Source organism: Rathayibacter sp. AC451, assembly GCF_979253095.1.
On record NZ_CEEDBD010000001.1, the window covers coordinates 1,433,673 to 1,458,719 of the forward strand.

Sequence of the window (25,047 nt, forward strand, 5' to 3'; positions counted from 1 at the left end):
GGGACCGGCGGCGAGACGGTCGACGGGGACCGCGCTGCCCGCCGCGAGCGGCTCGACCACCGCGTTCGCCGCCGCCAGGACGCCGTGCCCGTTCCGCCAGCTCGTCGAGAGCGAGAAGCGCGCCGCCGAGCCGAAGTCGACGCCGAAGCGGCCGAGCCCCTCGGCGCTCGCCCCGCGCCAGCCGTAGATCGATTGGTGCGGGTCGCCGACCGCCATCACGCCCTGCTCGGCGAAGAGGCGCGAGAGCAGTCGCGTCTGCAGCACCGAGGTGTCCTGGTACTCGTCGAGCAGCACCACCCGGTACCGCGCCCGGTGCTCGTCGATGAGCTTCGGCACCCTCTCGGTGATCCGCAGGGCGAGGGCGACCTGGTCCGAGAACTCCACGAAGCCGCGCTCGGCCTTCGCCTCCTGGAACCGCCCGGCGAGCGCGGTGAGGACGGGCAGCGCGCCGACGGCCTGGACCGCCTTCTCGACGTCGCGGTAGGCGCCGCTGCCCTTGGAGCCCCGGGGCAGTCCGCCGATGCGCACGAAGTCCTCGGCGAAGGCGGCGACCTCCGCGGGGTCGGCCAGGTTGTCGGCGAGGTCGTGCGCGAGGGACACGACGAGGTCGGTGAGGCGGTCGACGCTCGCCTCGACCTCGAGGATCCGCGGATCGGCAGTGTCGGCGACCACTCCGCGCGCCAGGTGCCACGCCGACGCCTCCGACAGCACGGTCGCATCGCCCTCGCGGCCGATCAGCGCCGCGTTGTCGCGGAAGATCGTGTTCGCGAAGGCGTTGTAGGTCGAGACGGTCGGGGCGTCGAACGGATCGGGCTCCGTCCGCCCGTCGGCGAGCGGGAGCAGCCCGGCGGCACCGAGCTGGTCGATGCGGCGGCCGATGCGCTCGCCGAGCTCGGCGGCCGCCTTCCGCGTGAAGGTGAGTCCGAGCACCTCGGAGGGAGCGGCCATGCCGTTCGCCAGCAGCCAGAGCACGCGGTTCGCCATGGTCTCGGTCTTGCCGCTGCCCGCACCCGCGACGACGAGCGCCGGCGAGAGCGGCGCCTCGATCACGGCGCGCTGCTCGGCCGTCGGCGGGCGCAGATCGAGCTTCTCGGCGATGGTCAGGGCGTCGATCACGCGCTCGGCTCCCTCTCGTCGACGGCGTCGTCCTGATCCTCCTCGGGCTCGACCTCGTCGAGCGCCAGAGTGCCGTCGCCCGAGACCTCGGGCACGGCGTGCAGGCGGTACCGGAGGGAGTCGCCCGGCGAGAACGGCACGGCGTCGAGCAGGCCCGAGAAGGCGGGAGCGGCCATCCCGGTCGCGGCGGCACGCACCCGCTCGCGCAGGCGCTCGAGCTCCTCCTCGCCGAAGCGCGGCTGCACCACCTCGCGGTAGCGCTTGCCGCCCACCCCGCCCGAGACGAACAGCAGCTTGGCGCCGCCGCGCGCCGCCTGCCCCGCCGCCTCGATGGCGCCGCTCGCGACGGCGAGCTGATAGCTGCCCAGCTGCGCGTGCTCGGCGACCGCGGACTTCGGGGGGATGCTGCGGCCGGTCTTGAGATCCACGATCGTCACGGAGCCGTCGGCCGCGCGCTCGACGCGGTCGATCGAGCCCCGCACGCGCGCCGGAGGTACTCCGATCTCGAACTGCTGCTCGCGCCCGAGCACCTCTCCTCCGCCTCGCGGAAGTCGACCAGGTACTCGGCGAGCCCTTCGACCAGGCGCCGGGTCAGCCGCTTCTGCCGCTCGCCCAGCCAGGGCGATTCGAACACCAGCTCTGGCCAGCGCGACTCGAGCTGAGTCCACAGCGTCTCGGTGTCGGGCTCGGCGGCGTTCTCGAGCACCCAGTGCACCAGGGTGCCGACGCCCATGGCCGTGCTCGTGGTCGAACCCGACACGGCATCGACGAACCAGTTGAGCGGCGAGCTCTCGAACGCCTCCAGACGGCTCGGCGAGACCGAGACCGGCCGCTCCGGGTCGTCCAGCTCGAACAGCGGCTCGCTCGTCGAGGGCTCGAGGACGCCGTACCAGGAGGAGGGATCGGCACCGGGCACCTCGGCGAGCGCCAGGGCCCGCAGTCCGCGGATCGCCGCGGGTGCGTCGGGCGAGTCCGGAGTGGTCGCCGTGCGCCGCAGCGCCGCGACCGCTCCGCGCAGGGTGAGGGGCACCGCGGAGGCGGCGTCGAGGTGCGGTGCATCGGGAGGCGTGAGCCGGAAGAAGAGGGACGGGGTCTCGTCCTCGCCGGCGACCGCGCTGAGCACGAGCTGCCGGCGGGCGCGCGAGGCGGCCAGTGCGAACATCCGCAGCTCGTCGTCGAGGGTGGCCTTGCGCCCGTCCAGCGGCAGGCCGCCCTCGCCGCGGGCGGCGCGGACGAGGCCGTCGGGGTCGAGCAGGGAGCCGCGCTGCCGGAGGTTGGGCCACACGCCGTCCTGCAGCCGGGCGATGACGACCACGTCGAACTCGAGTCCGACGACGGAGGAGGGCGTGCCGATGAGCACCGCGTCGTCGACCGAGCGCGGCGCCAGGGTGTCCTCCGGGACCTCCGCCTCGAGGATCTCGGTGACGAAGCCGATCGCGGAGGATCCGGCGGCCCGCTCGACGAAGCGCCGCGCGGCGCTGAAGAGGGCGACGACGCCGTCGAGGTTGCGGTTCGCCTCGGCGGCGGTGAGCCCGGTGCCCAGGGCGAGCTCGCGCCACGACGAGGCGACGCGGCTCGACTCCCACGCCGACCAGAGGAGCTCCTCGATCGAGCCGTGCTCGGCGTGGAGGCGCCGCACACGGTCGATGGTGACGGCGAGGCGCTCGGCCTGGCGGGCGGGGGCGGAGTCGATGGTGGCGAAGCGCCCGGTGGCCGAGAGTGCCTCGACCAGCAGCGCGTCGCTGGGGCGGATGCCGTCGCCGGCGAGCTCCTCGGCGCGCAGGGCGAGCCGGAGGCGGCGGAGCCCGAGCCGGTCGACGCCGCCGAAGGGCCCGAGCAGGAGCTCGGACGCGAGCGCCGCATCGAGGGGCCTCTCGCCGATCGCGACGCCGACGAGCACGAGCAGGGCGCGCGCGGCGTGGTCGTCCCGCAGGGCCCGGCCGGCCAGGACGGACCGCGTGGGCACCTCGGCCACGGCGAGCGCCTTCACGAGCGGCTGCACCGCCGCCCCGGAGCGCACGACGACGGCCATCCGGTGCCACGGGACCCCGTCGCGCAGCCGGCGCTCGCGCAGGAGCCGCGCGAGTGTCGCCGCCTCGCGCGCGGGGGTAGGCGCCTGGAGGACGAGGATCGGCTCCGGGGCGCCCCCCGCCTCGTCCTCGGCGACGGCGGTGCGCTGCCGGCCGGCGGCGGCCGTGCCGATCCTCTGCACGGCGCGCGTGACGAGCGCCCGCAGCTCGGCGCCGTGACGGTGGACCCGCTCGAGGACGAGCGTCTCGGCGCCCTCGACCCCGATGCTCGACGAGAAGCGGCCGAGCGTGTCGGAGGAGGCGCCGCGGTAGGCGCTGGTCGCCACGTCCGGGTCGCCGAAGGCGATGATCGTCACCCCGCGCGCGGCGAGGGCCCGCAGCAGCACGACGGTGGACTCGCTCGCCTCCTGCAGGTCGTCGACGATCACGAGCCGGAGCGCGGTGATCCGCTCGCCCCCGCCACCCGCGCGGATCGTCTCGGCGGCGAAGGCCGCGAACTCGGCGGCGTCGAGCTTGGTGCCCGCGTCGGGGGACATCCAGTCGACGACCTCCCGGAACTCCTCGAGCACCTCGGCGGCCGCGGCCCACTCGCCCCGCTCGGCGTCGACGGCGAGCGCGCGTACGGCGGCGGTGTCGAGGCCGTGCTCGGTCGCGCGCATGCCGAACTCGCGCAGCTCGGTGCGGAAGGTGCGGAGCCGGAGGACCTCCGGGCCGAACTCGTCCGGCCAGCGCGGGCCCGTGCCCTCCTCGAGGTGGCCCTCGATCAGCTCCGAGAGCAGGACGTCCTGCTCGCCGCCGGTGAGCAGGGTCGGCCGCTCGACGCCGAGCTCCTTCGCGGAGGCGGTGACCGCCTCGAACGCCAGCGACGTCGCCGTGCGCGCCAGCGGCCCCCGCGTCGGCACGCCGATCCGGAGCGCCAGGACGTCGCGCAGTGCGGTGGCGGCCGTGCGACTGGCCGCCAGCACCGCGACCGACTCCGGCGCGTACCGCCGCTCGAGGATCCGGTCGGCGACGAGCTCGACGAGCGTCGTGGTCTTGCCGGACCCCGGGGCTCCGAGCACGGCCGCGCTCCGCCCGTCCGGCAGGGAGAGGACCGCCTGCTGCGAGGCGTCGAGCCGCACGCGCGCACCGCCGGACTCCCGCTCCTGGACGGAGGACGGGGAGGCGGAGGACGAGGCGGTGACGGGCACCCCACCACGCTAGCCACCACCGCCGACACTCCCCGACGACCGGGCGGACGGCACCCGGAGCCCCGATCCGCTCAGCGCGAAACCCGCGTCGGCGCTCTCGCACGGTGCCGTATCGTGACAGCCACGTCCCTCCTCCCGAAAGGCAACTGCTGGTGGAAATCCGTATCGGAATCGTCAACACCCCGCGAGAGCTCAACTTCGAGTCCTCGATGTCCGCGACCGAGGTCGAGAAGACGGTCACCACCGCTCTCGAGGCCGGTGCGAAGGTCCTGCGCCTGCGCGACGAGAAGGGCAAGATCTACATCGTCCCCACCGACACCATCGCCTTCGTCGAGCTCGGCTCCGAGGAGTCGCGCCGAGTCGGCTTCGTCGCCTAGCCCCTCCGGGAACGTCGTGGAGCTCCTCTTCGTCACGATCGGAGGAGTGCTGCTCGGTCTGGCCGCGCGGTACTCGCTCCCGCACCGGCACCTGCACGGCGCCGTGCTCGTCCCGGCCCTCGGCGGCGTCGTCGCCGCCGTGCTCTGGGTGGCGCTGACCTGGGCGGGCCTCCCTTGGGACGGCGGGCTGATCTGGGTCCTCGCACTGGCACTCACCGCGATCGCCGTGGTGGTCGCCGACCTGGCCCTCGGCCGGGCCCGCGCCCGCCGCGACGACGCCTCCCTCGAGGCGATGCTCGCGGGGCGGGTCGCCGCGCAGTAAGAACGCACCACCACGAACGGCGCGGGAGTCCTCGACTCCCGCGCCGTTCGTCGTGCCGGGCCCGCTTCAGGCCGGTGACGGCGCCATCGGCGAGGTGGCCACCAGCGCCTCGGCCATCGCCGCCCGGATCGGCTCCACTATCGGCAGGCGCCCCGCGAACTCCGCCGCGAGCAGCTCGGCCGCCGCGCTCAGAGGCCCGCCGCCGATGATCACCGCCTCGGCCCCGGCCGCCTCCGCCCGCAGCACCGCCTCGCGCAGCTCGGCGTGCAGCCGGACCGGATCGCGCAACTGCTCCGCGTCCGAGGCGGTGAGGAAGCATCCTGCGTAGTCCCGGGGGTCCCCGGCCGACGCGACCAGCGCCCGCAGCGTCCCCTCGAGCCGGGACGTGGTCGTCGCGATCGCGAAGCGCCGCCCGGTCGCACCGGCCGCGCGCACGGCGGCCGCACCGATGCCGACCACCGGCAGTCCGGTGGCCTCCGCCGCCTCCGCCGCTCCCGGATCGCCGAACGCCGCGACCACGAGGGCCGCAGGGTCGTGCAGCAGCACCGAGCGCCGGGCGGAAGCGACCACCTCGCCGGCCGATGCCGCCAGTGCCGCCGGATCGGTGATGATCGACGGCCCCCGCTCCGCCGTCTCCCCCACGACGTGCACCTCCTCACCGCGCACGGCGTCCCGGGCGATCGCCACGAGCAGCCGCGTGGTCTCGGCCGAGGTGTTCGGGTTCAGGACGACGAGGGTGCGGCTCATCGTCAGTCCTCCGCCATCGGCCGGCCGACCGTCTCGCGCGGGAACTGCACGGCGATCGCGCAGATCGCGAAGAGCCCGGCCAGCAGGGCGAACATGCCCCCGACGCCCGACGCGTCCAGCACTGCTCCCGCGAGGAGCGGGAAGAGGCCGCCCGACAGGGAGCCGAGCGCCAGGATCACGGAGGTGCCGAGCCCGCGGATCCGCGTCGGGTACTGCTCAGGAGCGAAGAGCCAGATGGTGGTGTTGAGCACGATCACCGAGAAGTTGAAGAGGAAGCCGAACGCCAGCACCAGCGCGATCGTCGTGCCGAGGAAGCCGAAGCCGAGACCCGCGCCGACGCCCAGGATCGCGGCGACGGTGAGCGTGAGCTTGCGGGGCAGGCGCTGGGCCGCGAGAGCCGCCACGAGCGCTCCGACGAGGGAGCCCGACTGCATCACGAGGGTATACCAGAGGGCGCTGGTGATGTCGAAGCCGCGGGAGGTCAGGATCAGCGGGATCAGGGTCAGCATCGAGATCTGGGCCGCGTAGGACATGCAGACGGCGACACCGAGGGCGATCGTGGTGCGGCGGTGCCGGCGTCCGAAGAGCTCGGTCCACCGGGGAGTCGCGGGGACCGTGACGGCAGCGGCTCCAGCGGTCCCGAGGTAGTCGACCTCCTCCTGGAGCGGCCGGTGCAGCCTGCCCTGAGCGAGCCGGTTGATCACCGTGTTGGCCTCGGCGGTCCTGCCGCGGGCGGCGAGGTAGCGGGGCGTCTCGGGCAGGGCGCGGCGGTAGAGGACGACGGCCAGCGCGGGCACCACGAGCAGACCGAAGAGCCAGCGCCAGCGGTCGTCCCCGGTGAAGACCGAGAAGACGATCACGCCGAACAGCGGCGCCAGCATGTTGCCCAGTCCGGCGGCGGCGACATTGATGAGGCCGACGGCGGTGCCGCGGTGCTTCGCCGAGAAGAACTCGGCCAGCATGATCACCGCGGTCGCGATCTCGCCGCCGAGACCCAGACCCACGAGGAAGCGGGCGGCGACGAGGATCTCGTAGCTCGGTGCGAGCGCGCAGAGCAGGCTGCCGACGGCGAAGACCAGGAGGTTCGCGCCGAGCAGCGTGCGGCGCCCGACGCGGTCCATGACCACTCCCGCCAGCACGCGCCCGAGGGCGACGGCGGTGAACGTGGCGGTGTTGAGCAGCCCGAGCTCGGCTCCCGCGAGGCCCCAGTCCGCTGCGAGCACCGGGCCCGCGACTCCCACCGTGTTCTGCTCGATCGCGTCGAAGAACACCCCGAAGAGGATCATCGCCACGATGCCGACGTGGGCGCCGGTGATCCCGATGCGCGAGTACGCGGCTTCGATGCGGTCTCCCGTCGTCGTCGTCGAGGGCGGCGGGTCCGTGACGGTGCTCATGAGCGAGTCCTTCCGAGAGATGAGGTGCTTGGTATACCGAAGCACGACCGCCACGCTACGGTCGCTCACCCTCCTCCATGTTTCGCCCGCGTGAAATCGCTGTTACGGCTGCCGCCGCGCCTCGCCCGAACGCCCGCTACCCTGTCCCCGTCCCCCCTCCGGTAGACCGAGGAGCAGCGATGCCCGAGAAGACCCCCGTCAAGACGATGTCGCAGTCCGTCTACGAGGAGCTGCGGCGCCGGATCCTCGACGGGCGCCTGCCCGCCGGCGAGCCGATCCGGGAGCGCGATCTCGCCGCCGAGCTCGCGGTCTCGCGCGTGCCGATCCGCGAGGCGCTCCCCTGGCTCGAGCTGGCGGGGCTGGTCACGGTGCGCCCGCGCAGCAGCGCCGTGGTGACCGTCGTGACCCGGCGCGACGTCGACGAGCTCTACGACATCCGCTCGGCACTCGAGCCCCTCATCGCGCGGACGGCGGCCGAGGCGGTCGCCAGAGGGGCGGACGCCTCGGCCCTCGTGGCGGTGGTGACCGACGCCGGAGCGGCCCTCGCCGACGGCGATCTCGCGCGCTTCCACTCCGAGAGCGGCAGGATCCACGGTGCGATCGAGGCGATCGCCGGCAACCGGCTCCTGATCTCGACCATGGGTCCGCTCGACGAGCGCAGCAACCGCCTCAACATCGCCAACATCCAGGCGGAGCCGGGGGTGCGCCACGACGAGCACGTGCGGCTCGCCCAGGCGGTCGCCGCGGGGGACGCCCGCCTCGCCTCCTCCGTCGCGCACGCCCACGTCGAGTGGGGGCGGCAGCGGACGATCGCGACCCTCGCCGACGTTCCCGGCTTCTGGGCGGAGTGACGCGCAGGGCCCGGCGGACGGGATCCCGCGTCGCTCCGCCGGTCGCCGCGCCCTAGGCGGTCAGGCCGAGGGCGTCCATCCGCCGGGTGTGCGAGGCGATCAGCTCGGTGAACACGGGTTCGATGCGCGACTCGTCCGAGTCGTGGTTGCCCGAGCCCATCAGCGCCGAGCGCGCGACCAGGAGGGTGTCGCCGACGAGCCGGCGACCCCAGACGGCCAGCCGCGAGCCGAGACGGTCGTCGGCGGCGATCTCGCGGCGGAGGATCGTGATGAGCCCGTCGATCCCGGTGTCGGCGCCGAGGGTCTGCGCGATGCGCGGTCCGACGTCGCTCGGCAGTCCTCCCGTGAGGCGGATGAAGAAGTCGTCGAGCAGCCCCGCCGTGATGTAGGCCGAGAGCAGCGTCTCGTGCAGGTCCGCGCCCCGCGTCAAGTGCTCGAACGTGTCGATCGCGGGACGGAACGGAGCCATGGCCTCCCACGGCTCCACGTCGCGTCGGCGCAGTTCGGCGACGACCGCATGGTGCTTCGACAGGGCGGTGCCGGCGGCGGCCGAGATCGCCTCCTTGTCGGCGAGGTCGTCGGTGCCCGCCACCGCGCGGGCGAGGGCCTCGAAGATAGCGAGCTGGAGGTAGGCCACCTGCCCGAGGTAGGGCAGGACCTCGGGAGTGAGGTCGGCCAGGTCGACGCGGTCGCGCTTGGCGGACTCGCCCCTCGGGGTCAGGCGCGGGGTGTCGCCGGAGGGACGTCGGCGTCGGAACCAGGCTGCCATGGGCCCAGCTTAGAGCGAGGGCGCTCCGCCCCGCCGACGCCCTCCGGGGCGCGAGAGGCGGGTGCCGGTAGACTCGCCGGGATGTCACCGGCGCTGGATCGGTGACCCTGCGCCCGGAGTCGTACAGGGGCGTAGACCGTTCGACACGACAGGCGCTTCACTCCCGTGACTTTCTCCGATCTCAACATCGACGACGACATCGTCGCCGCACTCGCCGCCAAGGGCATCCTCGAGCCGTTCCCCATCCAGGAGCAGACGATCCCCCTGGCCCTGCAGAAGCAGGACATCATCGGCCAGGCCAAGACCGGCACCGGCAAGACCTTCGGCTTCGGCCTCCCCCTCATCCAGGCGCTGGGCACCGACCCGGAGCCGGGTGTGAAGGCGCTCATCGTGGTCCCGACCCGCGAGCTCGCCGTCCAGGTGACCGAGGACATCGAGCTCGCGGCCTCGAACCGCCCCACCAAGATCGTCTCGATCTACGGCGGCAAGGCGTACGAGGGCCAGATCGAGCAGCTGAAGGCGGGCGCGCAGATCGTCGTCGGCACCCCGGGGCGCCTCCTCGACCTCGCCGGTCAGCGCCTGCTGTCGCTCGCGAACGTCCAGGTCATGGTGCTCGACGAGGCCGACAAGATGCTCGACCTCGGCTTCCTCTCGGACATCGAGAAACTGTTCGCGCAGACGCCGCAGACCCGCCACACCATGCTCTTCTCGGCGACGATGCCCGGCGCGATCGTCGCGCTCGCCCGCCGCTTCATGAACAAGCCGATCCACATCCGCGCGACCGACCCCGACGAGGGCATCACGCAGGCGAACATCAAGCACATCGTCTACCGGGCGCACTCGCTCGACAAGGACGAGGTCATCGCGCGCATCCTGCAGTCGGAGGGCCGCGGCAAGACCGTCATCTTCACCCGCACCAAGCGCGCCGCGGCCCGCATCGTCGAGGAGCTGAACGACCGCGGCTTCAACGCCGCCGCCGTCCACGGCGACCTGAACCAGGAGCAGCGCGAGCGGGCGATGGCCGCGTTCAAGGCCGGCAAGAAGGACATCCTGATCGCCACCGACGTCGCCGCCCGCGGCATCGACGTGAACGATGTCACCCACGTCATCAACCACACGATCCCGGACGACGACCAGACCTACCTGCACCGCGTCGGCCGCACCGGCCGCGCGGGCAAGACCGGCATCGCGGTCACGTTCGTCGACTGGGAGGACCTGCACAAGTGGGCCCTCATCAACCGGGCGCTCGAGTTCGGTCAGCCCGACCCGGTCGAGACCTACTCGTCGTCGCCGCACCTCTACACCGACCTCGACATCCCCGTGGGCACGAAGGGCCGGCTCAAGCCGACGCCGATCCCCGCGGAGGCGAAGGCCGACGCCCAGCCCGAGCGCAGCACGCGGCAGCGCGAGCCGCGCGAGCCCCGCGAGGGCCGCGAGGGCCGCGAGCCCCGTCGTCGCAGCCGCGGCTCGTCCGAGCAGACCGAGGCCGCCGCGTCCGATGCGGGCCAGGCCCCCTCGAGCGAGAGCAAGGAGCACCACGACGGCAACAGCGAGCCGCGCCGTCGCACCCGCCAGCGCCGCCGGGGCCCGCGTCCCGACGCCCAGGTCTGACCCGCAGACCCCCTCGACCCCCTCCGCGAGCGATCGCGCGAGGGGGTTCGTCGTCTCCGGAGGGGCGGGCCCGCTCAGTTCCGGGCGGCGGCGCGGATCGCGTCCACCGTCGCGCGCGGCGTCGTGTTCTCGCCGATCCGGTTGGGCTTGCCCGTGCCGTGGTAGTCGCTCGACCCGGTCGTGACCAGGCCGTACCGCTGCGCGAGCTCGCGCAGCCTGCGCTTGCCGTCGGCGGTGTTCTCGCGGTGCTCGACCTCGAGGCCGAACAGCCCCGCGTCGACGAGGTCCGGGAGCATCGACTCCACCACGATGCCGCGGGTGCTGGTGGCCGGGTGCGCGATCACGGGGACGCCTCCCGCCGCGCGCACCAGGCGGACCGCGTCGACCGGATCGGGTGCGTAGTGCGGCCGGTAGTACCCGCCCCGCCAGTCGAGGATCCCCGCGAACGCGGCCGAGCGATCGGTCGCGAGACCGCGGGCCACGAGAGCGTCGGCGATGTGCGGGCGCCCGATCGTGGAGCCGGGGGACGTCTGCGCCAGGACGTCGTCCCAGGTGAGGTCGTAGTCGACGGCGATCGCGGTGACGATCGCCTCGGCGCGGTGCATCCGCTCGGAGCGGATCCGCGCGGTCTCGGCGACCAGGCCCGGATCCTCCGGATCGACGAGGTACGCGAGCACGTGCACGCTCGCCCAGCCGACCCGCGACGAGAGCTCCATGCCGGGGAGCAGCTCGATCCCCGCCGCGTCGGCGGCGGCGCGAGCGGCCGCCCATCCGCCGGTCGAGTCGTGGTCGGTCAGGGCGACGCCCGCGAGACCCGCGTCGGCGGCCGCGCGCACGAGCACCTCGGGCGGCTCGGTGCCGTCGGACACGAGGGAGTGGGTGTGGAGGTCGAACCCGCCTCCCGCGACATGCATGCCGCCCATCGTAGACGCGCGTCCTGCGCCTGCGGCCGGGAGGATGCCCTACCCTGAGCCGGGATGGGGACGAGACTGGTGAAGTTCGCGGTGGCCGCTGCAGTGGCGATCGTCCTGCTCGTGGCGACCGCTCCCGGCTTCTTCGGACTCGCCCGCGAGGCCCCGTTCGCGCAGCTCGTGTCGTTCCGCCTCGGGACGGCCCTCGGCGCCGTCGTCGTGGCCCTGGTGGTCGTCGTCGTGGCGGTCCTCGTGCCGCCCGTGCGCCGCCTCGCCCTCGCGCTGGCGGCCCTCGGAGTCGTCTTCGCCGTGGTCCTCGCGGGGCTGCAGGGCGTGCGGGGCTACGAGGACAGCGCCCCTCGCGCGCACCGCCTCGCCGATCTGCGCATCCTCACCTGGAACACGCTGGACTCGGTCGCCGTCGCGGACGTCGTCGCGCTCGCGGACGAGAGCGCCGTCGACGCCCTCGCCCTCGTCGAGGTCTCGGAGGCACCGGCTCAGGAGATCGCCGCCGCGCTCGCCGCCGCCGGCCGCCCGATGACCCTGCACTACGCCGCGGGCGGAGGAGGGATCGCCGGCACGGCGCTCCTGCTCGCCCCGTCGCTGGGCGCCTATGCGGTCGATCCCGGCAGCACGCCGACCGGCACCCTGCCCTCGCTCGTCGTCCGGCCGGACACCCCCGAGCGCCCGGTGATCGCCGCCGTTCACGCCGCACCGCCGATCCCCGCCCTGATGGCCGACTGGCGCAGCGACCTCTCGCGCCTCGCCGCGCTCTGCAGCACCGAGGAGGACGTGGTCGTGGTCGGCGACCTCAACTCCACCCTCGACCACTGGTCCGGGCTCCCGGGTACGGCCGACCTCGGCGGCTGCAGCGACGCGGCCGCGCTCGCGGGCGGCGGCGGCACCGGCACCTGGCCCGCCTCCGTCCCCGCCGCGCTCGGCGCCCCGATCGACCACGTGCTCTTCTCGGGACGCCGCGAGGTCTCGGGCTACGTCGTCGTCGACGACCGCGACGACGCCGGGAGCGACCACCGCCCCGTGCTCGTGCAGCTGTCCGTGCGGGGCATGGTCAAGGACTCCTCCTGACCCCCTCCTCCGCCCGCCGAGGAGGAGAATGGGGTCATGACGAACACGGACGAGCAGACCACCCCGACGCCCGACCCCGCCGCAGCACCCACCCCCCGCGCGACCGCGAACCGCTCGACGACCCCCGCCTCGGACCGCTTCCGCGACTTCATCGCCGCGGGCTGGGCCGACCGCGAGGAGCCGCTGCCGGAGCCCCGCGAGCAGGCCTCCTTCGCCGCCTCCCGACGCGACCGGCTCTCGGCGCTGCACCTCGGCGAGCGCGTGGTCGTCCCCGCCGGGCGGCTCAAGCAGCGCGCCAACGACACCGACTACCCGTTCCGCGCGCACTCCGCCTTCGCCTGGCTGACCGGCTGGGGCGCCGACTCCGAGCCGGGCGCCGTCCTGGTGCTCGAGCCGGGCGAGTCGGGCCACTCGGCGGTGCTCTACTTCCGCGAGCGCGCCGGACGCGACTCCGACGAGTTCTACGCGAACCCCGAGATCGGCGAGTTCTGGATCGGCCCCCGTCCCTCGCTCGCGCAGGTGTCGGCCGACCTCGGCCTCGAGGCCCGCGGCATCGACGAGCTCGACGCCGTGCTGGACTCCGCGGACGACGTGGCCGTGGCCGTCCTCCGCGAGGCCGACCCTCTGGTGGCGGAGCGCCTGGCCGGGCGCACCTCCGCCGACTCGGACGCCGCCCTCGAGCGGGACCTCAGCGAGCTGCGGCTCGTCAAGGACTCCTACGAGATCGCCGAGCTGCGCGCCGCGGTCGACGCCACGGGCCGCGGCTTCGAGGACGTGCTCTCGGATCTGCCGCGCATCATCGCCCACGAGCGCGGCGAGCGCCTGATCGAGGGCGTCTTCAACGGACGCGCTCGCGCCGACGGCAACGCAGTGGGCTACGACACGATCGCGGCGGCCGGACCGCACGCGTGCATCCTGCACTGGACCCGCAACGACGGACCGGTGCGCCCCGGCGAGCTCGTGCTGCTGGATGCCGGAGTGGAGCAGGAGAGCTACTACACCGCCGACATCACCCGCACCTTCCCGGTCGACGGCGTCTACACCGACGCGCAGCGCCGGGTGCACGAGACGGTGCGGGAGGCGGCGGACGCGGCCTTCGCGATCGTCCGCCCGGGCATCCGCTTCCGCGACGTGCACGCGGCGGCGATGGCCGTGATCGCCCGCCGGACCGCCGAGTGGGGTCTGCTGCCGGTCAGCGCCGAGGAGGCGCTCGAGGCCGACAACCAGCAGCACCGCCGCTACATGGTGCACGGCACGAGCCACCACCTGGGTCTCGACGTGCACGACTGCGCGAAGGCCCGCCGCGAGATGTACCTCGACGGAGTCGTCGGGGCCGGCATGGTCTTCACCATCGAGCCCGGCCTCTACTTCCAGCCCGACGATCTCACCGTGCCGGAGGAGCTGCGCGGCATCGGCGTCCGCATCGAGGACGACGTGCTGGTCACCGAGGACGGCGCCGAGAACCTCTCGGTCGGCATCCCGCGCTCCGCCGACGAGATCGAGGCGTGGATGGCGCGGCTGGCGGGCTGAGTCCGGCCCCCGATCGTCGGGTCGGGCGGTTCGACGAGCCCGTCAGGCGGCGAGCGCCTGCGGGACTGCTCGTGCCGCGGCGAGACCCTCGAGGAGCGCCGCGAGCTGACCGGCCGGCGCCTTCGGGTCCTCCGGGTGCCACTGCACGCCGACGATCGGCGCGCTGAGGTGCTCGATCGCCTCGACGACGCCGTCCTCGGCGCGCGCCACCACCGAGAGGCCCGGGGCGAGCACGTCGACGGCCTGGTGGTGCGCGCTCTGGACCGCCAGGACCTCGGCGCCGAAGAGTCCGGCGAGCGTCGAGGCGGGAGCGATCTCGACCGCGTGGCCGTGCATCCGCTCGTGGGCGGGAGCGGCCGCGTTGACGTGCGCGGCACCCGGCCCGAGATCGGGGACGAGCGTGCCGCCGAGGGCGACGTTGACGATCTGGAGGCCGCGGCAGATGCCCAGGAGCGGCGTGCGCCGGGCGAGAGCGCGGTGCACGAGGGCGATCTGCGCCTCGTCGGCCCGTTCCGCGTGCGGGCCCTCGCCGGGATAGCCCCGGTCCGCTCCGTAGCGCTCGGGGGCGATGTCCTCGCCGCCGGCCAGCACGATCGCGTCGGCGCCGTCGGTCTCGGCGAGGAGGCGGGCGGCGCCCAGGTCCTCGGCGGCGTAGCGCTGCGCCTCCCAGCCGAGCTCGCGGGCGAGCGTCAGCAGCCGGCCGTTGAGGATCTGCACGTAGGCGTGGTAGTCGTCGCGGCCGGGGCGGGTCCGGGCGACCTCCACGATGGCGAGCGAGCGGGTCATGCGCTCCATCCTGCGCGGGGCGCGGATCGCGGTCGAGTCGGGGCGACACGCTCCGTAACACGGGGGCCGTACGATCACGGAGTGACCTCCGCTCCCCCGCCCCCGCCGGAGCGGCTGCAGCGCGTCCGTGCCGACGTCTCGGTCCTCGCCGGCCTCACCTCGGAGCGGCAGGTCCGCCCGTTGCGCGAGGCCGCGGACCGCGTGGCTGCGGACCCGGAGGCCGACTCCGACGCCCTGCTCTCGGCGATCGAGTCCCTGACGGCGCTCCTCGCCCGCGCGGAGGCGCAGCTGAGCGGACTGGAGCGCTCGGTGCGGGACGATCTCGCCCGGGCCGACACGCTCTCCGACGTCCGGACCGCCGCCCAGGTCTCGTCGGCCGCCGACGTCGCCGTCGCGGGCGCCGCCGCGCGGGCGCTCCTGCTCGACGCGGACGAGGCCCGCGCGGCAGGGGCGCGCCACGATCCGGCGGCGGTCCTCGCGCTGCTGCTCGAGGCCGACGCCGCGCTGGACGCGGTCGTCGCCGGATACCGCGATCCGCACGCGCAGGCCGAGCGCCAGCTCATGCTCTTCGAGGCGGCGCGGACCGCGGCCAGGCTCGGCGCCGACGCCGTGGCCCTCCTCGCGCTCGTCCACGGCGACAGGATCACCGCGGCGCCCCGGATCCTCGCGGAGGAGACCGGCGAGCAGCTGGCCGCGGCGGCGCGACTCGCCGCCGGGGATCCGGCTGCGGCTCTCGAGCAGGCCCGGGGGGCGGCCGACCGCTCGCGCTCGGCTCTGGACGAGGCGCTCGTCGATCTCGACGGCCCGCCGGCGGCCGTGCCCGCCACCCCGGGCGCCGACGCCTCACTGGGCGCGCTCCCGACGGTCTGAGGGTCCCGCGTGCCGCGTGCCATAGTGAGGGGCATGGCGTCCTTCCTCGTTGTCCCGCAGTGGCAGGGTTCGGCGTCGACCCGCGCGATGCGCCTGGTCGACGGCGCCGAGGCGATCCGCGGCGATCTGCCCTCCTCCGCCACCGTCGCCGTCGAGATCCCCGCCGAGGCGGGCGACGCGCAGGACACCGGGATCCGCCGCTACGCCTCCGTCGCGACGACCGCCGAGCGGATCCGCGAGGCGCTCGCCGGCCGGCCCGGCCCCGTGATCACGATCGGGGGCGACTGCGGCGTCGAGTTCGCCGCGATCGGCCACGCCGTCCGCACCGCCGAGGGGCCGGTCGCACTCGTCTGGCTCGACGCGCATCCGGATGCGAACACCCCCGCCACGTCTCCCAGCGGCGCCTTCTCGGGCATGGTCCTCTCGGCCGTCCTCGGCCGCGGCGTCGGCCTGCTCAGCGCGGGCGCCGGGGAGCGCGTCGAGGACTCGAGCGTCGTCCTCGGCGCCGTGCGCTCGATCGACCCGGGCGAGATCGAGGGACTCCTCGAGCGCGGTGCGCAGAGCCTCTCCGCCGACGAGCTCGATCCCGAGTCGCTCGTCGCGGCCGTCGAGGCCACCGGCGCGCGCTCCGTCTACGTGCACATCGACCTCGACGTCCTGGACCCGGCCGAGATCGCCGGGCTGTTCGACCCGGTGCCCTTCGGCGTCCCCGCGGCCCGGCTCGTCGCGAGCCTCGAGGCGCTGCGCGCCCGCTTCCCGCTCGCCGGCGCCGGAGTCACGTCCTTCGCCCCCGTCTCCCCCGCGGCCGCGGTCGACGACCTGCCCACGATCCTCCGCCTGCTCGGCGCGCTGGCCCGCGGGGCCTGAGCGACCACTCGGAATGCGGACCGTCGGACGGCGCGATGTCGGCGGCACCGGGCAGGATGGTCGGACGCGACCGAGCGGAGGACCGACGTGCGAGAGCCCAGCGTGAGCGAACCCCGCGAGAGTGAGCCCCCAGTGAGCGAGCCCCGCGAGAGCGAGCGGGGCGCGAGCGGCGAGCGACCGCGCGTGCGCACGGAACGGCGCGGGCACGTGCTCGAGATCGTCCTCGACCGCCCCGAGAAGCGCAACGCCGCCGATCTCGCGATGCTCACCGCCCTGGCCGGGGCGTACGGCGAGCTCGACCGCGACCCCGAGCTGCGCGTCGGCGTCGTCCTCGCCGCGGGCGAGCACTTCACCGCCGGGCTCGACCTCGCCGACATCGGCCCGCGGGTCGCCTCCGGCGGACTGGACTTCGTTCCCGAGGGCGGCCTCGACCCGTGGGGACTGCGGACCCAACCCGTGTCCAAGCCCGTGGTCATCGGGCTGCAGGGCACGTGCCTGACGCTCGGCATCGAGCTCGCTCTCGCGAGCGACGTGGTGGTCGCGGAGGAGTCGACGAGCTTCGGCCAGATCGAGGTCGCCCGCGGCATCCTGCCGTTCGGCGGCGCCACGCTGCGCTTCCCGAGGGCCACCGGCTGGGGCGACGCCATGCGGTGGATCCTGACGGGCGACTCCTTCGACGCCGCCGAGGCGCACCGCATCGGACTCGTGCAGGAGGTCGTCAGCGACGGAGCGGCCGCCGGCGCCGCGCGAGCGATCGCCGAGCGGATCGCCGCCCAGGCGCCGCTCGCGGTGCAGGCGGCCCTCGCGAACGCCCGGCTCGCCCTGTCCTCCTCCGACGACCAGGCGGCGCGCGCTCTGCCCGCCGAGCTCGCCCGACTCGCCGCCTCCGAGGACGCCGGCATCGGACTGCGCGCCTTCCTCTCACGGACGACCGCGGAGTTCACCGGACGATGAGCGACGAGATCCTCGCCCCCGCGGCCGCCACCCGACCCGCCACGGCCTCCCACTCCGCCGAGCAGGCCTCCTCGCTCGAGTCGCAGCAGGAGCGCGCCGCCCGCCAGCTCGAGGTGCGCCTGCGCTACGGCGACCAGGTGTGGGAGCTGCGGGAGGTCGACCACTTCGCCGTCTTCTCCCGCGCGAGCCGAGCCCGACGGGCCGGGCGTGCGCTCGTCGCCTCCGGCTACGAGATCGCGATCTCCCGGCTGCGGCTTCGGCACGTCCTCGTCGCGAGCCACCACGCCGCGGTCCACGAGGAGGCCACCACGGCGTTCCTCCGCCAGGTCATCGACGCCGTCGAGAGCGAGGGCGGCCGCTACGACGGCTGGCGAGCCGAGATCGTGCCCGCCCACTGACCTCCCGCCGGCCGCGCCGGCACCCCCGCCGGGACGGAGCGCCCCGGCCAGCAGTCACGGGCGGACGCCCGAGAAGGATCCGGACACCATGAGCACCGAGAAGACCCCCGCCGACGAGTTCGACCTCATCGTCATCGGAGCGGGACCCGTGGGCGAGAACATCGCCGACCGGGCCGTCCAGGGCGGCCTCACCGCGGCGGTCGTCGAGAGCGAGCTCGTGGGCGGCGAGTGCTCGTACTGGGCCTGCATGCCCTCCAAGGCGCTGCTCAGGGCCCCCATGGCGCTGCGGGCCGCGCGCGACCTTCCCGGCGCCGCGCAGGCCGTGACCGGCGGCGTCGACGTCGCCGCGCTCCTCGCGCACCGCGACTCCGTCACGAGCGGCTTCGACGACCACGGCCAGGTGCAGTGGCTCGAGGGAGCGGGCATCGAGCTGGTGCGCGGGCACGGTCGCCTGAGCGGCGAGCGGGAGGTCACCGTGACCACCCCGGACGGCACCGAACGCGTCCTCCGCGCCCGGTCGGCCGTCGCCGTCGCGACCGGCACGACCGCCGTCGTCCCCGATATCCCCGGACTCCGCGACGCCGCTCCCTGGACGAGCCGCGAGGCGACCAGCGCCGAGACCGTGCCGCCCCGGCTCGTCGTCATCGGCGGCGGAGTGGTCGCACTCGAGATGGCCACCGCGTACGCGGGGATGGGCTCCTCCGTCACCCTGCTCGCGCGCAGCGGACTGCTCGCCCCCTTCGAGCCCTTCGCCGGGACGCTGGTCGGCGACTCGCTCCGCGGGCTCGGCGTCGACGTCCGCCTCGGAGCCTCGCCCGCCTCGGTCGAGCGCCGCGCCGACGGCACCGTCTCGGTCGTCCTCGAGGACGGCGGCACCGTCGAGGCCGACGAGATCCTCGCGGCCACCGGCCGGGCCCCGCACACCCGCGACGTCGGACTCGAGACGGTCGGCCTCGAGCCGGGCTCGTCCCTCACCGTCGACGACACGATGCTCGTGCTGGACGCCGACGGTGCGCCGATCGGCGGATCCACGCCGTGGCTCTACGGAGTGGGCGATGTGAACCACCGCGCCCTCCTCACCCACCAGGGCAAGTACCAGGCCCGCGCGGCGGGCGACGTCATCGTGGCCCGCGCCACCGGAGCCGAGGTGCACGACTCCCCGTGGGGCGCGCACGTCGCGACGGCCGACCACGAGGCGGTGCCCCAGGTCGTCTTCACCGATCCGGAGGTCGCCTCGGTCGGCCTCACCGCGGCGGCCGCCGAGAAGGCCGGCTACCGCACCCGCGTCGTCGACTACGAGATCGGCTCCGTCGCCGGAGCCTCGCTGGCCGCGGTCGGCTACACGGGCACCGCGCGCATGGTCGTCGACGAGGACCGCCGCGTCGTGCTGGGCGTCACGTTCGTGGGCAAGGAGGTCGGCGAGCTCCTCCACTCGGCCACGATCGCGGTCGTCGGCGAGGTGCCGCTGTCGCGGCTCTGGCACGCCGTCCCCTCCTACCCCACGATCAGCGAGGTGTGGCTGCGCCTGCTCGAGACCTACGGTCGCGAGAGCGCGTGAGCACGCTCCGCAGGGCGGTCTCGGCCGTCGCCCTCCATCCCGCGATCACCCGCCCCGGGTACCTCTTCGGGTGCGCGGTGGGGCTCGCGTGGGGCGCCGTGTGGAGCACCGGCCGGATCGAGCGCCGGAACGGCCTCGTGGTCTTCCGCGGCATGCCGGACTGGTCCTACGGCCGAGGCGGCTCGTGCGTCGGCACGAGCTACTTCACCGGCACCAACGCCTCCGACCGCGTCCTCGAGCACGAGGCCGTGCACAAGCAGCAGTGGAAGCGCTACGGGATGTGGTTCCCGTTCGCCTACCTCGTGGCGGGTCGCGATCCGCTGCGCAATCGATTCGAGATCGAAGCCGGTCTCGAGAAGGGCGGATACCTCCGTGGTCGCTGACATGAAGGGGCGCGTCGTCGTGCTCACCGGGGCGAGCTCCGGGATCGGGAGGATCGCCGCGGGCGAGCTGTCGCGTGCGGGGGCGACCGTCGCGGTCGTCGGCCGCAACGCCGAGCGCACCCGCTCGGTCGCCGCCGATGTCGGAGGAGTGCCCTTCGTGGCCGACTTCGACCGGCTCGACGACGTGCGCGCGCTCGCGGGTGCACTCCTCGAGCGATTCGACGGGATCGATGTGCTGGCGAACAACGCCGGCGGTCTCGTGTCGGAGCGGGGGGTGTCGGCCGACGGGTTCGAGCGGACGATCCAGAGCAATCACCTCGCGCCGTTCCTGCTGACCCGCCTGTTGCTGCCGCGCCTCATCGAAACGGGCGCCTCCCGCCCCGGGGCGCGCGTCGTCTCGACCGCGAGCGTCGCCAACCGGTTCGGGCGCCTGGATCTCGAGGACCTCGACCGGAAGAAGGGGCCGTGGCTGGGCGGATGGCGCGCCTACGGCACCTCCAAGCTCGCGACGATCCTGTTCATCCGCGAGCTGGCCGAGCGCCTGCTGCCGACAGCCGTGGACGCCTACTCGTTCCACCCCGGATTCGTGGCCACCGGCTTCGGCGCCGACTCCCGTCTGATGAAGACGCTGCAGACCCTGACCTCGGGCTCCTACGGCATCACCGCCGAAGCGGGGGCGGTGCCGCTGATCACGCTCTGCTCCGAGCCCGACGTCGGAGCCGCGAGCGGCACCTACTTCGACGGCCTGAAGCCCGGAGGCGCCGTCGCACCCCAGGCCCGCGACCGCCGCCTCGGCACCGACCTCTGGGACCTCTCGAGCAGCCTGGTCGGCGTGCCCCCGACCCTCTGAGCTCCTCCCGCACCCCTCCTGCAGGCGTATGCCTCGCAGAACCTCAGCTGCGGAGGGGGCCCGACGGCTGACAGCCGCGAGCCCCCCTCCTCACCTGACGTCGCGCAAGGGATGCAGCGGGTCGCAGAGGCGTCGTCTGCAAGGCGGACGAGCTCCGCACGGTGGAACCCTGCAGTGCGAGGACAACGCCGCAGACGGCGCCCCTCTTCAGTCCCCCAGCGGGTCGCAGGGGCGTCGTCTGCAAGGCGGACGAGCTCCGCACGGTGGAACCATGCAGTGCGAGGACAACGCCGCAGACGGCGTCCCCCTCCACCGGACCCCGAGCGGGTCGCAGGGGCGTCGCCTGCAAGGCGGACGAGCTCCGCACGGTGGAACCATGCGGTGCGAGGACAACGCCGCAGACGGCGTCCCCTCCACCGGACCCCGAGCGGGTCGCAGGGGCGTCGTCTGCAAGGCGGACGAGCTCCGCATGGTGGAACCATGCGGTACGAGGACAACGCCGCAGACGGCGTCCCTGCGGCCCGCTCGGTCAGTTGGCTTCGGAGCGGCCGAGGCGCCAATATCCCATGAACGCCACGCGCTTCCGGTCGACGCCGAGCTCGGTGACGAGGCAGCGGCGGATGCGCTTCACGGCGCCGGCCTCGCCGGCGATCCAGGCGTAGAGGCCGGGGTCCTTCGTCTCCTCGGGCACCTCCCACAGGATCTCGCTGTCGACGTCGACGTCGGACACCTCGACTCCGCGGTGGTGGGCCGTGAGGAACCGGGTCGCCCAGGTGCGGACGGAGGCGTCCAGCGCCGCTCCGCAGTCCGCTCCGCTCTCCCGGACGATCCAGGTGACGTGCACGCCCGCGGGGTGGCGCAGCTCGAGGCGGTCATCGGCGGTGGGCACCTCGAGGAACGCGGCTCCGGAGGCGTCTGCCGGCAGGCTCTCGAGGATCGCGCCGATCGCGGGCACGGCCGTCTCGTCACCGGCGAGCAGGAGCGAGGTGGCGGCTCCCGGGTGCCACTCGACACCGCCGCCGGGGAGCTCGGAGCGGGAGTCGGGGGCGATGATCACGACCTCGGCGCCCGGGGCGGCGGTGCCGACCCAGGCGGAGGCCGGGCCGGAGTCGCCGTGCGCGACGAAGTCGATGTCGACCTCGGACAGCTCGGGGCGCACGGCCCGGATCGTGTAGGTGCGCAGCGGGTTGCGCTGCTCGTCCGGCAGCGTGCGCCAGCGTCCGTACCAGTCGGCCGCGACGCCGTCGGGGGCGTCGAGGTCGGCGACGGAGGACAGGAAGGCGCGAGCGTCGGAGGTCGGGGTCGGCACCACCAGCTTGATGCGCTGGTCGGGGCCGGTGCAGCCGACGGAGTCGAGGTCGTCGCCCGTGAGGGTCACGCGGATGAAGTGCGGCGCGATCCTGGTCGCCCGTGCGACGGTCGCGAGGTACGGCCGGTAGGCCGGGCGGGCGGGGGCGGCGGTCGTCGGAGGCATCGCCTCAGTATCGCATAGTGAGGTGAGCCTCACCTAACTCCGAGAACGGAACGGGAGCGCGGGTCAGCGGGCGGCGTGCTCGGCCGAGACGCGCAGGCGAGCCTCGACGTCGGCGGCGAGCTCCGCGATCAGCGGGCCCGCTCCACCGATCCAGGCGCAGAAGTCGTGGCGCTCGTCTGCCCACGGGTAGTCGCCGTCGACGACGGACATCTCGCCGACCCAGGCGCGCACGGCGCGCTCGAGCGCCATGCCCCGACGGCAGAGACCGCCGGTGCCGGGGGCGCCGGACCGGGTGGAGCGCCCCAGCCACGTCACCGTGACGCGACCCGGCGCCGACAGGGGCGGCAGCCCGCGGGCGTCGTCGACCTCGACGAACACCTGGCCGCGCGCGTTGGCGGGGAGGGAGTCGAGCATGCTCTGGATCCACGGCACGACGGTCTCGTCGCCCGCGATCAGGAACTGCTTGACGCCCGTCGGCTCCAGGCCGTCGCGTCCCTCGAACATGCACATCGAGAGCAAGTATAGGCATGCCTTACCTAAGCGCCAAGCGATCCGACCTGATGATCCGCCGGGGTCTCACCACTGCGGAGGATGCCGCCGCTGCCAGCGCGCACGGCGCTCGAGCTGCGCTCCGATCGAGAGCAGCACCGCCTCGCCGCCGGGCCGCCCGATCAGCTGGATCCCCATGGGCAGACCGCCCTCGGTCATCGAGAGCGGCAGCGTGATCGCGGGCAGGCCGCTGACGTTCACGAAGGACGTGAACGGCGTGTACTGCACCTGCTGGGCGAAGTTGCGCTCCGGATCCTCCGCGTCGTACCAGCCGACGGGTCGCGGGGTCATCGTCATCGCGGGTGCCAGCACGGCGTCGAACGTCGAGAACGAGGCGATCACGGCGCGCTCGTAGGCGGTGAGGACCGAGGCCGCCTCGACGATGTCGCGCGCGCTGAGACTCCTGCCCTCGAGGACGAGCCAGCGGGTGAGCGGTTCGAGGAGCGCGAGATCCTCCGCGGTCTCGACCGGCAGCGTCGAGGCTCCGCTCTGCCAGAGCGTGCGGAAGGCGGCCGGGTACGCCGCGCTGGGCGGCAGCGACGCCTCCTCGAGGCCGTGCCCGAGGGCGGCGAGGGCGGCGACTCCCTCGTCGAAGGCGGCCTGCGCCTCGGGCTCCAGCCGGATGTCCTGCACGTCGTCCCAGGGGGACGCGGTGAGCACGCCGATCTGGAACCGGCCCTCGCCTCGGACCGCGGCACCGAGGAACGAGCCCTCCCGATCCTCCGGAGCCGCCACCGAATAGGGATGCGGGATCACGCCGTTGCGGCGCTCGAGCATCCCCTCGAGCAGGAGGCCCGCGTCGGCGACCGAGCGGGCGATCGGCCCGGCGACGACCAGACCGCCGACCCCGCCGACGCCGGACGTCGCCGGCACGCGGCCGCGCGAGGGCTTCAGCCCGACGAGCCCGCAGGCGGCGGCCGGGATGCGGATGGACCCGCCGCCGTCCGACGCCGGCGCGAAGGGCAGCAGTCCGGCGGCCACCGCCACCGCCGCTCCTCCGCTCGAGCCCCCGGCGCCGAGTCGGGTGTCCCACGGCGTGACAGCCGGCGGTCCCACGCGGCTCTCGGTGTAGGACGGCATGCCGAACTCGGGGGACGCCGTCTTGCCGAGGCTGATCGCCCCGGCCGCGTCGAGCACGTCGACGATCTCGTCCGAGACGTCCGGCACGAAGTCCTCGCGCAGTCGCGAGCCGGACGTGGTCCGCACCCCCCTGCGCCGCCACAGGTCCTTGTCGCCGCTCGCGAGCCCCCACAGGGCCGCGGTGCGCGGCAGGGCCCCGGAGGTGAGAGCCGCGGCCCGCTGCCGGGCGGCCTCGGGTGTCACCGTCGTGAACGCTCCGAGCTCCCCGTTCCACCGGTCGATGCGCGCGAGGTAGTGGTCGACGAGCTCGAGAGGCGAGACCTCTCCGCGCTGCAGCTGGTCCCACTGCTCCTGGGCGCTGAGGTGGTGGAGTTCGAACATGGGAACGACCCTATTCCGCCGCGCTCGAGAGCCGCGGGGAACAGGGTCGTCCGGGGTGCGAGGGTCAGGCGGCGCGCCTGCCGACCTCGCGGGTGCTCTCCTCGGCGCCGTGTCGGCCACCGGCCGGCACGACCGTGTCGCGGTCGACCCGCGCTCCGGTCGCGACGACGGCCGAGCCGCCGATGCGCGTGTAGCTGCCGATGCGGGCACCCGGGCCGATGATCGCCTCCGGCCCGACGTGCACGTTCGCGCCGATGAAGGCGCTGTGCCCGATCATCGCGTCACGGTCGATCCAGCTGCCGGCGCCGATCCACGCCCGCTCCCCGACCGTCGCGCCGGGCTCCACGTAGGCGCCCGTCTCCACGTAGGCGGACGCCGAGACGCGCGAGCCGGGAGCGACCATGCCGCGTCCGTTCGCATGGCGACGGTAGACGATCTCCTCGTCGCCGCCGCGCGTCCCACGTCCCTTGTTCACTGCTGTTCCTGCCATCTGCGTCGTGCTCCTCCGAGCGGTCCGGTCGGATGGGGCTCCAGGCCCCACCCCGTCATCCCTACACAACGCCGAGCAGCACTCGGGCATTCCCCGTTCGGCGGCACGACCAGGGCGGATGCGGTGACTCAGCGCGGTTCGACGCGGTCGGCGACCGCCGTGACCACCGCTCGGAAGCGCTCGGGCGCCTCCCGGATCCGCCGACGGGCCAGGACCCCGGCGAGAGCCGACGACGCGGACGAGGCGACAAGCTCGCACTCGACGCGCGCTCCCCCCTCGTCGGCCAGCACTCGCCACTGCTCGACACCCGCGAGAGGGAGCCGTCGCTCGAACCCGTCCGCGGTGCGGATGTAGGCGCCGTCGTCGGCGAGCACATCGGCCAGCGCGGCGAGCACGGGAGCGGTGCCGGCGTGGAGGATCGAGGCCAGGGCGAGGAGGCTGCGCACCGCGGAAGTCTGCCACGCCTCCCGCCA

Annotated in this window: 25 protein-coding genes and 1 pseudogene; 13 read left to right on the forward strand and 13 right to left on the reverse strand. The window is 74.2% G+C overall.

Annotation, left to right across the window (positions count from 1 at the left end; translation table 11 throughout):
* Positions 1-195 precede the first annotated feature (195 nt).
* The 3 genes and pseudogenes from AC0CID_RS06890 to AC0CID_RS06900 all read right to left on the reverse strand — a co-directional run.
* Positions 196-1,116, reverse strand: a pseudogene (locus AC0CID_RS06890) (UvrD-helicase domain-containing protein); the annotation flags it as partial.
* Entirely contained in the window at positions 1,113-1,646 is a 534-nt protein-coding gene (locus tag AC0CID_RS06895; RefSeq protein WP_465226229.1) for a RecB family exonuclease, read from the reverse strand. The gene AC0CID_RS06895 and the pseudogene AC0CID_RS06890, both read right to left, overlap by 4 nt.
* On the reverse strand, positions 1,550-4,336 hold the full coding sequence (locus tag AC0CID_RS06900; RefSeq protein ID WP_465226230.1) for a UvrD-helicase domain-containing protein: 2,787 nt from the start codon (positions 4,334-4,336) through the stop codon (positions 1,550-1,552). The genes AC0CID_RS06895 and AC0CID_RS06900 overlap by 97 nt, the downstream gene beginning before the upstream one ends.
* 152 nt (positions 4,337-4,488) lie before the next feature.
* Here AC0CID_RS06900 and AC0CID_RS06905 point away from each other — a divergent pair, with 152 nt between their 5' ends.
* Positions 4,489-4,713 carry a DUF3107 domain-containing protein gene (locus tag AC0CID_RS06905; protein WP_055793661.1) on the forward strand — a complete coding sequence of 75 codons (225 nt, stop codon included), beginning with the start codon at positions 4,489-4,491 and terminating at the stop codon, positions 4,711-4,713.
* 16 nt (positions 4,714-4,729) lie between these two features.
* The gene (locus tag AC0CID_RS06910; RefSeq protein ID WP_465226231.1) at positions 4,730-5,035 is read left to right on the forward strand and encodes a hypothetical protein; all 306 of its coding nucleotides are present in this window, start codon (positions 4,730-4,732) and stop codon (positions 5,033-5,035) included.
* 66 nt (positions 5,036-5,101) lie between these two features.
* On the opposite strand, the gene AC0CID_RS06915 is transcribed toward AC0CID_RS06910, so the two are convergent.
* Complete coding sequence (locus AC0CID_RS06915; protein ID WP_465226232.1) at positions 5,102-5,782, reverse strand: aspartate/glutamate racemase family protein; 681 nt, start codon at positions 5,780-5,782, stop codon at positions 5,102-5,104.
* 2 nt (positions 5,783-5,784) lie between these two features.
* The gene (locus tag AC0CID_RS06920; protein ID WP_465226233.1) at positions 5,785-7,176 is read right to left on the reverse strand and encodes an MFS transporter; all 1,392 of its coding nucleotides are present in this window, start codon (positions 7,174-7,176) and stop codon (positions 5,785-5,787) included.
* Between the two features lie 179 nt (positions 7,177-7,355).
* Between AC0CID_RS06920 and AC0CID_RS06925 the strand changes: the two genes are divergently transcribed.
* On the forward strand, positions 7,356-8,027 hold the full coding sequence (locus AC0CID_RS06925) for a GntR family transcriptional regulator (protein ID WP_465226234.1): 672 nt from the start codon (positions 7,356-7,358) through the stop codon (positions 8,025-8,027).
* A gap of 52 nt (positions 8,028-8,079) precedes the next feature.
* On the opposite strand, the gene AC0CID_RS06930 is transcribed toward AC0CID_RS06925, so the two are convergent.
* Positions 8,080-8,796 carry a ferritin-like fold-containing protein gene (locus tag AC0CID_RS06930; RefSeq protein ID WP_207403982.1) on the reverse strand — a complete coding sequence of 239 codons (717 nt, stop codon included), beginning with the start codon at positions 8,794-8,796 and terminating at the stop codon, positions 8,080-8,082.
* A gap of 165 nt (positions 8,797-8,961) precedes the next feature.
* Here AC0CID_RS06930 and AC0CID_RS06935 point away from each other — a divergent pair, with 165 nt between their 5' ends.
* The gene (locus AC0CID_RS06935; protein ID WP_465226235.1) at positions 8,962-10,407 is read left to right on the forward strand and encodes a DEAD/DEAH box helicase; all 1,446 of its coding nucleotides are present in this window, start codon (positions 8,962-8,964) and stop codon (positions 10,405-10,407) included.
* Between the two features lie 74 nt (positions 10,408-10,481).
* Here AC0CID_RS06935 and AC0CID_RS06940 read toward each other — a convergent pair whose 3' ends face one another.
* Entirely contained in the window at positions 10,482-11,321 is an 840-nt protein-coding gene (locus AC0CID_RS06940; protein WP_465226236.1) for a PHP domain-containing protein, read from the reverse strand.
* A gap of 63 nt (positions 11,322-11,384) precedes the next feature.
* On the opposite strand from AC0CID_RS06940, the gene AC0CID_RS06945 reads away from it, so the two are divergent.
* Positions 11,385-12,404, forward strand: a complete 1,020-nt coding sequence (locus AC0CID_RS06945) for an endonuclease/exonuclease/phosphatase family protein (protein ID WP_465226237.1) — start codon at positions 11,385-11,387, stop codon at positions 12,402-12,404.
* A 36-nt stretch (positions 12,405-12,440) separates the two neighbouring features.
* Entirely contained in the window at positions 12,441-13,934 is a 1,494-nt protein-coding gene (locus AC0CID_RS06950; protein ID WP_465226238.1) for an aminopeptidase P family protein, read from the forward strand.
* A 42-nt stretch (positions 13,935-13,976) separates the two neighbouring features.
* Here AC0CID_RS06950 and AC0CID_RS06955 read toward each other — a convergent pair whose 3' ends face one another.
* Complete coding sequence (locus AC0CID_RS06955) at positions 13,977-14,720, reverse strand: gamma-glutamyl-gamma-aminobutyrate hydrolase family protein (protein WP_465226239.1); 744 nt, start codon at positions 14,718-14,720, stop codon at positions 13,977-13,979.
* A gap of 81 nt (positions 14,721-14,801) precedes the next feature.
* On the opposite strand from AC0CID_RS06955, the gene AC0CID_RS06960 reads away from it, so the two are divergent.
* From AC0CID_RS06960 to AC0CID_RS06990, 7 genes are all read left to right on the forward strand, one after another.
* Entirely contained in the window at positions 14,802-15,590 is a 789-nt protein-coding gene (locus AC0CID_RS06960) for a hypothetical protein (protein WP_465226240.1), read from the forward strand.
* A 33-nt stretch (positions 15,591-15,623) separates the two neighbouring features.
* Entirely contained in the window at positions 15,624-16,457 is an 834-nt protein-coding gene (locus AC0CID_RS06965) for an arginase family protein (RefSeq protein WP_465226241.1), read from the forward strand.
* 183 nt (positions 16,458-16,640) lie between these two features.
* Positions 16,641-17,411 carry a crotonase/enoyl-CoA hydratase family protein gene (locus AC0CID_RS06970; protein WP_465226242.1) on the forward strand — a complete coding sequence of 257 codons (771 nt, stop codon included), beginning with the start codon at positions 16,641-16,643 and terminating at the stop codon, positions 17,409-17,411.
* Positions 17,408-17,809 carry a ribonuclease E inhibitor RraB gene (locus AC0CID_RS06975; RefSeq protein ID WP_465226243.1) on the forward strand — a complete coding sequence of 134 codons (402 nt, stop codon included), beginning with the start codon at positions 17,408-17,410 and terminating at the stop codon, positions 17,807-17,809. The genes AC0CID_RS06970 and AC0CID_RS06975 overlap by 4 nt, the downstream gene beginning before the upstream one ends.
* Before the next feature lie 88 nt (positions 17,810-17,897).
* The gene (locus tag AC0CID_RS06980; protein WP_465226244.1) at positions 17,898-19,367 is read left to right on the forward strand and encodes a dihydrolipoyl dehydrogenase family protein; all 1,470 of its coding nucleotides are present in this window, start codon (positions 17,898-17,900) and stop codon (positions 19,365-19,367) included.
* The gene (locus AC0CID_RS06985) at positions 19,364-19,750 is read left to right on the forward strand and encodes a Fe-S oxidoreductase (protein WP_307786101.1); all 387 of its coding nucleotides are present in this window, start codon (positions 19,364-19,366) and stop codon (positions 19,748-19,750) included. The genes AC0CID_RS06980 and AC0CID_RS06985 overlap by 4 nt, the downstream gene beginning before the upstream one ends.
* Positions 19,740-20,600, forward strand: a complete 861-nt coding sequence (locus AC0CID_RS06990) for an SDR family NAD(P)-dependent oxidoreductase (RefSeq protein WP_465226245.1) — start codon at positions 19,740-19,742, stop codon at positions 20,598-20,600. The genes AC0CID_RS06985 and AC0CID_RS06990 overlap by 11 nt, the downstream gene beginning before the upstream one ends.
* Positions 20,601-21,129: 529 nt before the next feature.
* On the opposite strand, the gene AC0CID_RS06995 is transcribed toward AC0CID_RS06990, so the two are convergent.
* From AC0CID_RS06995 to AC0CID_RS07015, 5 genes are all read right to left on the reverse strand, one after another.
* Positions 21,130-22,074: a siderophore-interacting protein gene (locus AC0CID_RS06995; protein WP_465226246.1), complete on the reverse strand. Its 945-nt coding sequence runs from the start codon at positions 22,072-22,074 to the stop codon at positions 21,130-21,132.
* Positions 22,075-22,137: 63 nt separating this feature from the next.
* Positions 22,138-22,578 (reverse strand): SIP domain-containing protein, encoded by a 441-nt coding sequence (locus AC0CID_RS07000; protein ID WP_465226247.1) that lies wholly within the window; start codon positions 22,576-22,578, stop codon positions 22,138-22,140.
* Positions 22,579-22,650: 72 nt separating this feature from the next.
* On the reverse strand, positions 22,651-24,084 hold the full coding sequence (locus AC0CID_RS07005; RefSeq protein WP_465226248.1) for an amidase: 1,434 nt from the start codon (positions 24,082-24,084) through the stop codon (positions 22,651-22,653).
* Between the two features lie 64 nt (positions 24,085-24,148).
* Positions 24,149-24,574, reverse strand: coding sequence for a transferase (locus tag AC0CID_RS07010; RefSeq protein ID WP_465226249.1), 426 nt, complete (start codon positions 24,572-24,574; stop codon positions 24,149-24,151).
* 128 nt (positions 24,575-24,702) lie between these two features.
* Positions 24,703-25,020 (reverse strand): hypothetical protein, encoded by a 318-nt coding sequence (locus AC0CID_RS07015; protein ID WP_465226250.1) that lies wholly within the window; start codon positions 25,018-25,020, stop codon positions 24,703-24,705.
* Positions 25,021-25,047: the final 27 nt, after the last annotated feature.

Bases quoted from the DNA above. Each gene is read 5' to 3' on its own strand.
- AC0CID_RS06915 (WP_465226232.1), bottom strand. From the start codon at position 5,782: ATGAGCCGCACCCTCGTCGTCCTGAACCCGAACACCTCGGCCGAGACC.
- AC0CID_RS06920 (WP_465226233.1), bottom strand. From the start codon at position 7,176: ATGAGCACCGTCACGGACCCGCCGCCCTCGACGACGACGACGGGAGAC.
- AC0CID_RS06925 (WP_465226234.1), top strand. From the start codon at position 7,356: ATGCCCGAGAAGACCCCCGTCAAGACGATGTCGCAGTCCGTCTACGAG.
- AC0CID_RS06930 (WP_207403982.1), bottom strand. From the start codon at position 8,796: ATGGCAGCCTGGTTCCGACGCCGACGTCCCTCCGGCGACACCCCGCGC.
- AC0CID_RS06940 (WP_465226236.1), bottom strand. From the start codon at position 11,321: ATGCATGTCGCGGGAGGCGGGTTCGACCTCCACACCCACTCCCTCGTG.
- AC0CID_RS06945 (WP_465226237.1), top strand. From the start codon at position 11,385: ATGGGGACGAGACTGGTGAAGTTCGCGGTGGCCGCTGCAGTGGCGATC.
- AC0CID_RS06950 (WP_465226238.1), top strand. From the start codon at position 12,441: ATGACGAACACGGACGAGCAGACCACCCCGACGCCCGACCCCGCCGCA.
- AC0CID_RS06955 (WP_465226239.1), bottom strand. From the start codon at position 14,720: ATGACCCGCTCGCTCGCCATCGTGGAGGTCGCCCGGACCCGCCCCGGC.
- AC0CID_RS06965 (WP_465226241.1), top strand. From the start codon at position 15,624: ATGGCGTCCTTCCTCGTTGTCCCGCAGTGGCAGGGTTCGGCGTCGACC.
- AC0CID_RS06975 (WP_465226243.1), top strand. From the start codon at position 17,408: ATGAGCGACGAGATCCTCGCCCCCGCGGCCGCCACCCGACCCGCCACG.
- AC0CID_RS06980 (WP_465226244.1), top strand. From the start codon at position 17,898: ATGAGCACCGAGAAGACCCCCGCCGACGAGTTCGACCTCATCGTCATC.
- AC0CID_RS06995 (WP_465226246.1), bottom strand. From the start codon at position 22,074: ATGCCTCCGACGACCGCCGCCCCCGCCCGCCCGGCCTACCGGCCGTAC.
- AC0CID_RS07000 (WP_465226247.1), bottom strand. From the start codon at position 22,578: ATGTTCGAGGGACGCGACGGCCTGGAGCCGACGGGCGTCAAGCAGTTC.
- AC0CID_RS07005 (WP_465226248.1), bottom strand. From the start codon at position 24,084: ATGTTCGAACTCCACCACCTCAGCGCCCAGGAGCAGTGGGACCAGCTG.
- AC0CID_RS07010 (WP_465226249.1), bottom strand. From the start codon at position 24,574: ATGGCAGGAACAGCAGTGAACAAGGGACGTGGGACGCGCGGCGGCGAC.